The organism is Desmonostoc muscorum LEGE 12446 (assembly GCF_015207005.2).
GTDB lineage: Bacteria > Cyanobacteriota > Cyanobacteriia > Cyanobacteriales > Nostocaceae > Nostoc > Nostoc muscorum.
In genome coordinates this window covers 3,835,837-3,848,598 of sequence record NZ_JADEXS020000001.1, presented here as the reverse complement: position 1 = coordinate 3,848,598, position 12,762 = coordinate 3,835,837, and the positions used below count along the sequence as shown (strand labels likewise).

Sequence of the window (12,762 nt, the reverse complement as noted above, 5' to 3'; positions counted from 1 at the left end):
AGAGTGTTTCTTCAAAGGTTAAGCAAAAGTATATGAAATCTGTATGAGATTTATAGGTTTTATTTTCGGAAACAAACAACTAAATTGAAAGTGAAAAGCGGCGATCGCAACCCAAAAATTGCTGAGCAAATTAATTTTAAAGTAACCATTATTATGCCTAAAAACCTTGCCACATTCTTGGTACAGTTCTCCCAACCCTCTGCGGTGGAGATGAATGCTTACTTACTCTCAGATGAAAAACCAACTACACAAGACCAAAAACTCGAAATATTAAGTAAGTACATGCAGCAGTATCCCCAAGGATGGAAAAAACGTCTGGAATTAGCTGAATTATTTTATGGGATGGGGCGATGGGAGCAGGCTATTGAGGAGTATCGTCAAATTATTGAGCGGCAACCCCAATTCCTTGACGCACGGTTGCAACTGGGGAAAATCTTGCACCTGATGGGACAAGAAACCGAGGCAATAGAGGTTTATGAGAATGCCTTACCTTTGTCGCATAATGAAGCAACTCGGCAGCATATACGTGGATTGATTAAAGCTTGTAAAGGTGACAGTCAACAGGCAATTAAAGCTCTTGAGTCTGCTGCTTTCTTAGAACCTGACAAAGTAGTTCACTGGCTGGCTTTGGGACAGGTGCATATGGGAATAGAGAATACTGTCGCAGCTTTGCAAGCCTTTGATGCAGTCTTGTCACTCAATCCAGATGATCTTGTTGCCTTGATTCTTAGCTATGACGGACTGATGGCTATGGGGAACTTTCAGGCAGCTGGGCAAAGATTGAGCAGAGTTATAGAGTTAGCACCCGATGATTTCCAGATACTCCAACGACAGTTAGATGAGCGTTGCCGGATGAGATTGGTATCAGGTGAACAAGGCAAGCAGACTAAAAAGATGATCGGCTCTGCTCTACAACAGGCTCCAAATGCGGCCCAGTTCCACAAATCCCTGGCATACTATTACATTTTCCGAGGAGATTGGGCGCAAGGAGTAGCAGTGCTAGCACAATTTACTGAAAAACACCCCAATAATCCTAATGGTTGGTATTACTATGGGCGGTGCTTGTCTGACACAGGCGAAAACCAAAGGGCAGCTGAGGCGATTTTGAAAGCTTATCATCTGTATCCCCATAATTGTGAAATCTATCTAGCCTTGTGTGAGATTTTGCCTGCTGCGGGGAGATTAGATGAACTGCATCCCTTGATAGAGGAGATGCTTGAGCGTTTTCCCGAACGCTGGAGTATTTGGGTGACGGCGGGGCGAGTGCTGGTAGAAAGCTTTAAAGATATCAAACGCGGGTGTAGTCTTTCTGTTCGAGGGACGCAACTTCAACCCCAGTTACCTGATGCTTGGTTTTGTCATGGACGGGTGTTGGCATTGGCGGGAAAACACCGAGAAGCGGTAGAGGCATTAGTGCAAGGATGGCAGTTCTTTCCAGAAAAAGGGGGTTATCTGCAATCTGTACCTGGGTTAGTTTGGCTGGGGGAGAGTTATCGAGTGCTAGGAAATAATGCGGTTAGTCGGCGGTATTGGCAAGAAGTTTGTCTGCAAGCTGAAAAATTGATGGAATTTGATCCGGCTACTGCTTATTACTGGCAAGGGAGAGCGTTAGATGAATTGGGGGATAGTTTGGGTGCGATAGAGGCTTATCGAAATGCCCTGAGTCAGCAGTTGCTTTACCCCGCTCATGGCGAAGTGAAGGAGACTCTGAAATGGTTACAAGGGATGCTGCGAAACGGTTTTCGTGCTTGAAGCATCTAGGATAAAAGAGAGCGATCGCTCTTGGATAAACTACAGTCTAATACCAAACAATGGTTTAATGAAGTTTCATCAGTCAATTTGTTTGCAGATGAGCGGCAATTTCAAAAATAGACAAGCGATCGGATTTCATTTTCTGTAAAATTTCCTCAAAATCAGAGCTTGTTTCCAGATATTTTAAAAAAAAGTTAGTGTAGGCTGCATCATAAACAGTTAAAGTAGCAGGGTCAAAAATCAGATCATCTTTTTCGGGTTGTTGAGTCAGGGTTGAAAATTGTCCTCGGTGTTTCCAGATAACTGCTAACAATTTTTCTTTGGCAAAAATTCGATATCCTGCGGTTAACGTTTTCGGCAAATCTAAATAATCAAACGAGCGAATATCATATTCATGTTTAATCAGCAAACCAATAAACTCATCAAAGCTGTTAGATTGCCTCAATAAACTCCCCATTTCATTTTCATACCGGGAGTCCATTGCTTGGGCATTAACGAAAGGATGTTTGAGTGGCCCGCCTGGAGCCGGACTGGCACTGGAAATTAATACTCCGGGTTTATCTTCAACTAACAGTGCTAATCGAGTTTGTTTGTATACAGCAAAGTGACGGATTTCTCGCTGGGGAATGCTTCCGGCTTCAGATTGGATATTCATCATGGTGCTGCCTTTCGTCTGACTGAAATAACTATATCGATCGCCTTGTGGATGTTTATTGTATTCCCAGAAAAAGATGGAGAATACTGTCAAAAGTGCCATCAGGATGACTTGGCTTTTTCTGAGGCAAATGCTATGGATTAGCATTGGGTATACTGCCTCCTGCGTACATTCTGTCTAAAAGAGCGAAAACAGTTGGTTCATGGGTTTGTACCCAAGCTTTTCCATTGTGGCGTGGATCTCCGGTGTTTGGATCGTTTCCAGTATTGGTTCCTAAGTATGCGTTACTCAGTTGTGCAAAGAATTCATGGTCAGTTTGGGAGGCATAGCACCCTTCTCGACCATCAACCCATTGATTTGGATCGGTGGGACTTGCTGTGGCCAGGGCTTTTCGGGCATTGTAAGCATTGGTAATGATTTGGCGATCGGCATCTGTCAAAGAGTTATCATGCAGACCGTGAGCAAATTCATGGCTAGTCGTAGAATAGCCTGTTGCATAAGTTCCAGAAACAGGATTACCTCCAAAGGTGGCTGTACAATTTCCACCGAGCAGATTTTCTTCCGTTACGGCCACATAATTGCCATGGCCGACGCCTCGAACCGTTTCCCACCGTCTGCCATCAAACGTGCTTGTTCCAGCCAAATCGGCAAATTGCGCGACATCGGTCAATAACTTATTTCTGGGGATAATCACTACTTGCATATTGCCATTAATGGTACTTCTGGCAATCTCTTTATTATTCAACTGGACGGTCAGAATTCGCAGCGCTTCATTACGGGCGTTAACTCGATCTACAACTGTCGAGGGTGTAATTAACACTAAATTAGCAGCCAATTGTGCAAATTCAGCGTTGGTCATAAGCTTTTGCAGCACATCTATTAAATCACTGTTGCGTCGCAGCTGTGTGATTTGAGCCTCATCCAAACCAGCTAAGGCTGTGAAAATATCTCCAGAGCCGATAAGATTTGCGAGTGCAGCATCTCCAACTCCTTCTGCCAACAACCATGTCAGCTTTGTGGTGAGGTCAAAATTCAGATCGATCAATGCATCAACCATCGTGTCGTTAGTACAGACTTTAACAAAGAAATTCTTCCAAGTGTCAGTTTTTAGCGCATCCTTTTCACCCTGGGGTGCTGCGGTAATCCAGGGTTTAATGGTGGCATAATCTAGTTCTAAACGCGTGATAGTCATTTCGGCATCCAGCCAGGTCAATTTGGTAATTAAGTCAAAGCCCAAATCATTCACGGCTGTAATCATTGTTTGATTAGTACAAACCTTGACAAAGAAATTCTTCCAGGCGTCGGTTTTCAAGGCATCCCTTTCACCCTGGGGCGCTGCGGTAATCCAGGGTTGAATGGTTGTGTAGCTCAATTCCCAACTGGTAATGGTCATTTCGGCTTCCAGCCAGTTCAATTTGGTTTGCAAGTCAAAGCCCAAATCATTCAAGGCTGTGACCATCGTTTCATTGGTACAAACATTGACAAAGAAATTCTTCCAGGTGTCAGTTTTCAGAGCATCCTTTTCAGTCTGGGGTGCTGCGGTAATCCAGGGTTTAATGGTGGCATAATCCAGTTCTAAACTGGTGACGGTCATTTCGGCTTGCAGCCAGGTCAATTTGGTGATTAAGTCAAAGCCCAAATCATTCAGGGCTGTGACCATTGTTTGATTAGTACAGACATTGACAAAGAAATTCTTCCAATAATTGATTTTTAGGGCATCCTTTTCAGCTTGGGGAGCTGCTGTAATCCAGGGTTGAATCGTTGAATAATCCAGTTGGCGACTACCGAAGGTCGTTGTGGCTTCCAACCATTCAAGTTTGGTACTTAAAGGCGGATTCAAGTTATTCAGGGCTTGCACCATCTCACTGACATTCAGAGCAGCAATCATCCGACTGCGATACCCTCCAGCGAGGACGGTGGCTTTTTCTGGAGCGGTCAATTGCCCGCACAACTTAATGACATCCTCTTCTGGTACGTTAAACTTATCCAGCATTTCGTTCAAGCGTTCGAGATTGTTACCTTCCCCGTCACGCTGGATTTGGGGAGTTTCCGATGTATTTAAGGTAAAATTCGGTGTTGCCAAATAACGGTTAATTCGAGACTGTACTGAGCCTGTCTGCTGCACCACATGAGTTAACTCATGGGCTGTCAACTCATTATTCCCCGGTGCTTTTCCTTGCCCATAATAAACATCATTTCCATGAGTAAAAGCCTGTGCGCCTAACTCTTGGTTCATCTGCACTGCTTGGCTATTGGTATGCACCCGTACCTGACTGAAGTCAGCGCCAAATCTGGGTTCCATGAAACTTCGCACATCATCTGCTAATGGACTTCCCCCACCTTTACTACCATTTAGCTGATTCTCAAGACGATCCCCACCTTCCAAACTGCGATCGCTAGCCGTTTGTAATGTAGACTTGGTTTGTAATTCTTCTTCCTCTGGTGATATCTCTCTTTGGATGGATGTATTCAGAAGTTTAGCTGGATCTTCTTCTTCTAAAATCTCTTCCCGTTGCACAGTTAGTGCTGGCATTGACATGACCGTATTGGCTATCATGTCAGCTTCCTGCTCATACCTATCCCCTGGTTCTCCCACCGTCAACTTCGCCTGGGGACGACGCAAGGATATGCGACTAATGTCGTGAGTAACGGGCTTTTCTGAGATGGCTTGTTGTTCTAATAGTTGCTCATCAGCAGATTGTGCCTCTTGCAGATCGGTTGATACCTCAGTTGCTGCTACATTATTTGTTGGTAAACCAAAGCTCTGCACTGGATTCGCCAACGTCGGTGTTGTGGGTGAAACAAGCGATGAATTAGAAAAAGTTGATGCGGCTGTTTTCTTAGATCCGAACTTACGATCGCTCATCTCTCCCTCCATTAATAGCTGAGACAGAGCATTGTTTTTTATAGGAATTTTATAGTTGGTTGGGTAGCGATCGCTATGGACTTAAGTATAAATTTAAAAGCATTGCCAGCGATCGCTCTTTTTTGAGAAATGCTCGCTCAAAAAATAGGTGATCGCACTTGAATTTCTTGCCAACCATTTCGTCTTGTAAGAGTTGAAGCTCTGTTAACTGTGGTGATTTTTCCTTATATCGGCTATCGCCCAGTTGTTGGTACAGTGGTGTCTGTAGCTCCTGGCTCGCGCCCTGCACCCTCTCTCCTGACATCTTCAATATAGTCTCTGAGTTCTCTGTCAGGGTGAAGTCCACCATGAGGAAATAATTGATCTAGATCCTCAGACCAAGCAGAATCAGTGAAGTCTACTCCTTCCCTATTACTGGTTAAGTTAAGCCAACCTTCAAATTGACAGCCTTGAGGTAAAGCAAGTTGCCAAGCCTGTTGCGCCTGAGCAGAGCCACATGCTGCTAATATGAAATACCTCAGATTAGGACTAACCTGCCCACCGTGTCGGTCTCTACTGATCATTTCTGGTCTAATCAAAATATTGTCGGATGTCCAAATATTCCCCTGCATATCGCCATGACCACTCCAATATATTCCATAGGTCGATGGGTTAAAGATTGCCTCAGCAAAATTGCCAGCAGTTCCTTCTAAGTCATAGACTACGGTAAAGCCGCTCCTTGCAGCATATATAACATCATCTTCAATAAAAGGAGCTTCTGAATCTCTTGCTGCTTGGTCAGAGGAGTTGCCTGCTTCATATCCATAGAAGAAATATAATGTCTGTCCATTGGGTTGGAGAGGAAGCAAAGTATAGCGACTGCCTGATTGAGCAATAATATATTCTGGTCTACTGAGACTAGCTAGTCTTGAAGAATCTTCACCATCTGAAGAAGCTGTTCCACTAGGACTGATATCACCAAGAAGGTTACGTTGAATGGAGTTTTGATTTCCCGTCTGCTGCACTACATGGGTCAACTCATTATTTTCCGGTGCTTTCCCTTCCCCAAAGTAAACATCACTACCATGAGTAAACGCCTGTGCGCTTGCCTGGGGACGACGCAAGGATATGCGACTCATGTCGTGAGTAATGGGCTTTTCTCTTAAAGCTTGTTGTTCTAATAATTGCTCATTAGCAGATTCTGCCTCTTGCTGGTCAGTTGATAGCTCAGTTTGTGTTTGAATTAGATTATTTGTTGCTAAACCGAAGCCCCGCACTGGATTTGCCAGAGTGGGAGTTGTGGGTGAGACAAGCGACCGATTGGAAAAATTTGATGCTGCTGTTTTCTTGCGTCCAAACGTGCGATCGCTCATCTCTCCCTCCATTAATAGCTGAGACAGAGCATAATTTTCAAACCAATTTTATGGTTTGTTGGGCGGCGATCGCTATGAACTTAAGTATAAATTTACCGAAGAAGAATTCAGAATACATCCGCCTGAATCCAGAATGGATTCTGTGCGACTGGATGTCCAAGGGAGGTTTAAAGCCCCCGATTTTAAACGCGTGTGAAGAAAAAATTCTTTCCTTATTACAATAGAATTTCCCCAATTCGGTAGGATAGGCATAGGCTAATCCCAAATACCATCGTCATGGTCAAAACACCTCCACAGCATCGGACAATTCCCTTGTTAGAAAATGGTGACAAACTCACCCGCTATGAATTTGAGCGGCGTTACAACGCCATGCCTAACTTGAAAAAAGCCGAATTGATTGAGGGAATTGTCTATATCATGCCTGCTGCTTTGCGTTTTAGAAGTCACGGTCAACCACACGGTTGGATTGTTGGTTGGCTAGGTACTTATGAAGCGGCTACACCTGGTGTAGCTTTGGGAGTTGAACCCACTGTGCGCCTAGACTTAGATAACGAACCTCAACCAGATGCCGTTCTCCTCATCAACCCAGAAGCGGGCGGTCAAGCAAGGCTGAGTGAAGATGATTATATTGAAGGCGTACCAGAGTTAATTGTCGAAATTGCCGCTAGTAGTGTCGCCATCGACCTCCATGCCAAAAAACAAGCCTATCGCCGCAATGGAGTCAAAGAATATATTGTTTGCCAAGTACTCGATCAGAAATTGAGTTGGTTCTATTTGGAACAGGGCAAGTATCTAGAGTTAGCTACTGATAGTAGTGAAATTCTGCGAAGTCGAGTTTTTCCAGGGTTGTGGTTAGCGGTTGCAGAATTATTAACAGGGAATATGCAGTCAGTGTTAAATTTTTTACAAGCAGGCTTACAATCTCCCGAACATGCAGCATTTGTCCAAAAATTAGCAAATTAAAGCTGAGGCGATCGCCTTTGATGAATGATTTGGCATACAAGGCTACCAAAGCGTTTAACCTTCGGGTAGCTGAGTGTACAGTACTATAGGTCATATTTAAAGTAACTTTAGCTTAAACTTTTTCAACATAAGCACACAACACTAGTTATAATTTCCTATAAGTTGAAAAAACTCTTAAGATTTAGCGTGATTATTACGCTTCTCTCACACCGACTAGCTGACAACCACATTAGGAGGACTATCTATGGCGCTTGTACCACTGCGGCTGCTGTTGGATCACGCGGCTGAAAACGGTTACGGCATCCCAGCTTTCAACGTTAACAATTTGGAGCAGATTCAGGCAATCCTGAAGGCTGCTGTAGAGACAGATAGCCCCGTAATTTTACAAGCTTCTCGTGGCGCTCGTGCTTATGCTGGAGAAAACTTTCTGCGCCACCTGATTTTGGCAGCGGTAGAAACCTATCCTCACATTCCCATTGTCATGCACCAAGATCATGGTAATGCGCCTGCCACCTGCTACTCAGCAATTAAGAACAACTTCACCAGCGTGATGATGGATGGTTCTTTGGAAGCTGATGCTAAGACTCCCGCTAGCTTCGAGTACAACGTCAATGTTACCCGCGAAGTCGTAAATGTAGCTCATGCTTTGGGCGTCAGCGTCGAAGGTGAACTCGGTTGTTTGGGTTCTCTAGAAACTGGTGCTGGTGAAGCAGAAGATGGTCACGGTTTTGAGGGTACACTCGACCATTCCCAACTGCTAACCGACCCCGATGAAGCTGTTGAATTCGTAGAAGCAACCCAAGTAGATGCTTTGGCTGTTGCCATTGGCACAAGCCACGGTGCTTACAAGTTTACCCGCAAGCCGACTGGCGAAATTTTGGCCATCAGCCGCATTGAAGAAATTCACCGCCGTCTGCCTAACACCCACTTGGTGATGCACGGTTCTTCTTCTGTACCAGAAGATTTACTAGCGCTGATTAACCAGTATGGTGGTGCAATTCCTGAAACCTACGGTGTACCTGTAGAAGAAATTCAAAAAGGCATCAAGAGCGGTGTACGTAAGGTAAATATCGACACCGACAACCGTTTGGCTATTACTGCTGCTGTACGTGAAGCTTTGGCTAAAAAACCAGAGGAGTTTGACCCCCGTCACTTCCTCAAGCCTTCTATTACATACATGCAGAAGGTTTGTGCTGAACGCTATCAGCAATTTGGCACCGCTGGCAACGCAAGCAAGATTAAGCAAATTTCTTTGGAAGATTTTGCTGCTAAGTATGCTAAGGGTGAACTCAACGTTGTTACCAAAGCAGCTGCCAAAGTTTAATCAATAAAAGGAACTGGGGATTGGGGGCTAGGGACTGGGTAAGATAGCCGGTTACTATAATTTTTCTAATTCCCAATTTCTTTAATTCATAAATAGGAGCGAAAGCACTCCTACATTTTGGGATAAGTAAACAGGGTGGCGTTGAAGTCACCCTGTTTTTTGTTTTATTTATAGGAGTTAGGAGTTAAGAGTTATTCTTCCCCAGCCTCCCCATCTCCCTATTCCCCACTCCCTACTCCCCATTCCCTAAAACACCCGATGCTGTAAAGAAGGCATTTGACGCCGTACTTGTTCAAGCCTAGTGGGTTTAATTTCAGCGATCGCAATTCCCGGTTTTTCCCCAGCATCGGCTAAAATTACACCCCAAGGGTCAATAATCACAGCGTGTCCGTGGGTTAGACGGCGGCCGTAGTTGTTGCCTGTTTGGGCAGGAGCAATGACGTAAGCGGTATTTTCGATGGCTCTTGCTTGTAATAATACTTGCCAGTGGTCTTTCCCTGTAAAAGCAGTAAAAGCGGCAGGAACAAATAACACATCGGCTCCCTTGTCTGCCAAATGACGGTACAGTTCTGGGAAGCGGACATCATAACAAATAGAAAGTCCTAAATTACCGAGTTTTTCTGAAAAATAGACGGGGGGTAGTTGTGTACCTGCCACAACAGTGTTGGATTCTCGATAGGTATTGCCGTCGGGAACATCAACATCAAATAAGTGTACTTTGTAGTAGCGGGCAAGTTCTTGACCGCTTGGGTCAATGAGTAGAGTGGTGTTATAAACTTTGCCTGTATTATCTACCGGAAGTGGAAAGCTGCCGCCCAAGATGGTAATTTGGAAGCGCTGAGCCATTTTTTTCAAGAATTTTTCACTTTCAATGGCGATGGCATCCCCTTGGGCGAGTCTGTCTTTTTCTTCTCCCATAAACGAAAAATTTTCTGGCAAACCCACCAACTCAGCACCTCGACGCACGGCAAGATCTATTAATTCTTCTGCCTGTGCCAGATTTTTTTGGAGATCGGGCACACTGGTTAATTGAATAGCGGCGGCTAAATAAGACTTCATAGATTCAACAACGAATAGTTGATTTATCGGAAATAGATTATCAAAATATATCGCTACTTCAACATTTGTGGAACTTAATTAGAAATGCATGACTTGCTGCTTTTCTTGAACAAGCTTATTATTCCCATTGCTTATTTTAAGCTTCCTCTAGGTTCTAGCAAACACAGCAAGATTATGATTTGGTTGTGAGGAAACCCTGATATAGCGATTTTCATTTGAATGAGACGCATGGTAGGGGCGCACAGCTGTGCGCCCCTACGAATTGTCTGCACTCCACACAATTGCAAACTGCTATAAAAACTGCCTGGTATGAATATCTCTGTTCTGGTTCAGACATCCTTTGAGTAGATGCTGTGGGCAATATAGCGTTTGTTTTAGTTATTATTCAGGGCATCATACCAGAAGAAACAAACAAACTGGCAGATAAAGCGATTCTAGTGGCGATCGCTAAGTGAATAATTCCTAATTTAAACACAGAGCAACTAATTTTTATTCTGACTTCTGACTTCTGACTTCTGAATTCTGAATTCTGACTCCTCAAATTCTATACAAATGTAAACAAGTTTGAAATACTTGAAATTCAAGCCTTTCAAACTTGTTTGCAAAAATTAACTTAAAGTTACAAAAGAATATATAACTCAAGAGGATTTTGTTACCAATTGAGTTTCAGAGATACTTTTCCAGAGTGGTAGCTAATGTAGTTTTAGGCACAGCGCCGACAACCATATCTACCTTTTGTCCACCCTTAAAAATCATTAATGTGGGTATGCTGCGGATGCCATACTGACTGGCAACATTAGGATTTTCATCCGTGTTGACTTTGACAACCTTGATTTGACCTTTGTACTGTTCGGAGATTTCATCGACAACAGGAGCTACCATACGGCATGGTCCGCACCAGGGTGCCCAAAAGTCAACTAAAACGGGTACTTCGCTGTCGAGTACTTCTTGCTTAAAAGTAGAATCCGTAACTTGTGCGGCTGCTGACATGCCTAAAACCTTCGCCAAATATATCTGAGCTTCGTGAAAATTCTACCATAGCAAAAACATCTGCTTGAGAGTGGAGGATGTACATTTGCAAAGAAGCTCTAGAATTTATTCACAAACATAAGGAACCGCCCGAACAATAGTCCGGGCGGAGTGTGGTGTGAGGAGTGAACGGAAACATTCGTCTCCGCTATCTCTATTGTAGGCGACATATGGGATTTTTCCAGGAATTGTTTAGGGGCCTGAAAAAATTTATTTAAGAATTTGATGTTGGAAATTGGGCATTGGGCATTGGGCATTGGGCACAAGAGGCAGAGGGGCAGAAGGGAAAAACTTACTGCTCCCCTGCTCCCCTGCTCCCCTGCTCCCCTGCTCCCCATCTCCCCTGCTGCCCATCTCCCCTGCTGCCCCATTCCCCAATTCTATTTCCCCATTCCTAATTGCTGAGCTTTTTGGTAAACTTTGCCCTCAGTTAATAGGGAAGGAGCAATCACAACTTCCACCTGTTGCATTTCTTTAATATTTTTGGCTCCCAAGGTGCCCATGCTGGTCTTTAAGGCTCCTAAAAGATTGTGAGTGCCATCATCTAGTCCTGCTGGCCCAATGAGTATTTGCTCTAGGCTACCAGTGGTGGCAACGCGAATGCGGGTGCCACGAGGTAAGACTGGGCTGGGAGTCGCCATTCCCCAATGATAACCCCGTCCTGGGGCTTCGGCGGCTCTGGCAAAGGGAGAACCAATCATCACACCATCGGCACCACAGGCGATGCATTTGCAAATGTCGCCACCAGTGATTAAACCGCCATCAGCGATGATGGGGATATAATTACCAGTTTCCTTGTAGTAATCATCTCGTGCCGCAGCACAATCCGCGATCGCAGTTGCTTGGGGCACACCCACACCCAACACTCCCCGAGATGTACAAGCAGCACCAGGGCCAATTCCCACCAGTACCCCAGCCGCCCCAGCTTTTAACAAATTCAAAGTGACTTCGTAAGTTACACAATTCCCCAACACCACGGGAATAGGCATTGAACGACAAAATTCTGCTAAATCAAGTGGTACTAAAGACTCTGGTGACAAATGTGCAGTCGAAACCACCGTAGCCTGCACAAAAAATAAATCTGCCCCAGCTTTTGCCACCGCCTCACCGTATTTGCTTGCTCCTGCTGGAGTTGCACTCACGGCCGCGATGCCACCTTGTTGTTTAATTTCCTGAATACGTTTTTCAATTAATTCCGGTTTTATTGGTTCGGCATAGAGTTCTTGCATTAGGGCAACAAATTCATCTTTTCCCACAGAGGCAATCCGATCTAATATTGGCTCTGGGTCGGCATAGCGAGTTTGAATACCCTCTAAATTGAGGACACCTAATGCTCCTAACTGTGACAAACGTACAGCCATACGAACATCTACTACGCCATCCATTGCACTAGCAATTATCGGGATTTCTCGCTCAATATTGCCAATGCGCCACTTAGTATCTGCCAAACTGGGGTCTAGTGTTCTGTTACCGGGGACTAGAGCAATTTCATCTATTCCGTAAGCTCTGCGAGCTGTTTTTCCCCGCCCAAGTTGAATTTCCACGCTTTAACTTTTCTCAATTCTGTTTAAGCTAGGGTATCAAATTGTGAGAGAAATTGGGGCGTTTTTTTTCCTAAATTATATAGGTGACTAGTGAGGACTGTCATTTGTCCTTTGTCATTTGTTATGTGTCCTTTGACCAATAACCAATGACCAATGACTAATGACTAATGACTAATGACCGGATTATTAGCATTAATTCTCTTAATTCCAAAATCCAA

Annotated in this window: 10 protein-coding genes; 4 read left to right on the top strand and 6 right to left on the bottom strand. The window is 44.3% G+C overall.

Features of this window, described 5'->3' with window-relative positions; all coding sequences use genetic code 11:
* Window positions 1–90: 90 nt before the first annotated feature.
* Window positions 91–1,752, top strand: coding sequence for a tetratricopeptide repeat protein (locus tag IQ276_RS16495; RefSeq protein ID WP_235116325.1), 1,662 nt, complete (start codon window positions 91–93; stop codon window positions 1,750–1,752).
* A gap of 82 nt (window positions 1,753–1,834) precedes the next feature.
* On the opposite strand, the gene IQ276_RS16490 is transcribed toward IQ276_RS16495, so the two are convergent.
* From IQ276_RS16490 to IQ276_RS16480, 3 genes are all read right to left on the bottom strand, one after another.
* On the bottom strand, window positions 1,835–2,554 hold the full coding sequence (locus tag IQ276_RS16490) for a hypothetical protein (protein WP_193919516.1): 720 nt from the start codon (window positions 2,552–2,554) through the stop codon (window positions 1,835–1,837).
* Complete coding sequence (locus tag IQ276_RS16485; protein WP_193919514.1) at window positions 2,541–5,273, bottom strand: eCIS core domain-containing protein; 2,733 nt, start codon at window positions 5,271–5,273, stop codon at window positions 2,541–2,543. The genes IQ276_RS16490 and IQ276_RS16485 overlap by 14 nt, the downstream gene beginning before the upstream one ends.
* Before the next feature lie 233 nt (window positions 5,274–5,506).
* Window positions 5,507–6,625 (bottom strand): eCIS core domain-containing protein, encoded by a 1,119-nt coding sequence (locus IQ276_RS16480; protein ID WP_228043239.1) that lies wholly within the window; start codon window positions 6,623–6,625, stop codon window positions 5,507–5,509.
* 50 nt (window positions 6,626–6,675) lie between these two features.
* Here IQ276_RS16480 and IQ276_RS16475 point away from each other — a divergent pair, with 50 nt between their 5' ends.
* The 3 genes from IQ276_RS16475 to fba all read left to right on the top strand — a co-directional run bounded on the left by IQ276_RS16475 (window position 6,676) and on the right by fba (window position 8,912).
* Window positions 6,676–6,849 carry a hypothetical protein gene (locus tag IQ276_RS16475; RefSeq protein WP_235115722.1) on the top strand — a complete coding sequence of 58 codons (174 nt, stop codon included), beginning with the start codon at window positions 6,676–6,678 and terminating at the stop codon, window positions 6,847–6,849.
* Between the two features lie 52 nt (window positions 6,850–6,901).
* A complete protein-coding gene (locus tag IQ276_RS16470) occupies window positions 6,902–7,588 on the top strand; it encodes a Uma2 family endonuclease (RefSeq protein WP_193919510.1) in 687 nt (228 codons plus the stop codon).
* A gap of 244 nt (window positions 7,589–7,832) precedes the next feature.
* The gene (fba, locus tag IQ276_RS16465; protein WP_094348068.1) at window positions 7,833–8,912 is read left to right on the top strand and encodes a class II fructose-bisphosphate aldolase; all 1,080 of its coding nucleotides are present in this window, start codon (window positions 7,833–7,835) and stop codon (window positions 8,910–8,912) included.
* 246 nt (window positions 8,913–9,158) lie between these two features.
* Here fba and IQ276_RS16460 read toward each other — a convergent pair whose 3' ends face one another.
* The 3 genes from IQ276_RS16460 to IQ276_RS16450 all read right to left on the bottom strand — a co-directional run bounded on the left by IQ276_RS16460 (window position 9,159) and on the right by IQ276_RS16450 (window position 12,544).
* Complete coding sequence (locus tag IQ276_RS16460) at window positions 9,159–9,971, bottom strand: carbon-nitrogen hydrolase family protein (RefSeq protein WP_073639454.1); 813 nt, start codon at window positions 9,969–9,971, stop codon at window positions 9,159–9,161.
* A 666-nt stretch (window positions 9,972–10,637) separates the two neighbouring features.
* Entirely contained in the window at window positions 10,638–10,961 is a 324-nt protein-coding gene (trxA, locus tag IQ276_RS16455; RefSeq protein ID WP_190883587.1) for a thioredoxin, read from the bottom strand.
* A 419-nt stretch (window positions 10,962–11,380) separates the two neighbouring features.
* Window positions 11,381–12,544: a GuaB3 family IMP dehydrogenase-related protein gene (locus IQ276_RS16450; RefSeq protein ID WP_190883586.1), complete on the bottom strand. Its 1,164-nt coding sequence runs from the start codon at window positions 12,542–12,544 to the stop codon at window positions 11,381–11,383.
* Between the last annotated feature and the right edge of the window lie 218 nt (window positions 12,545–12,762).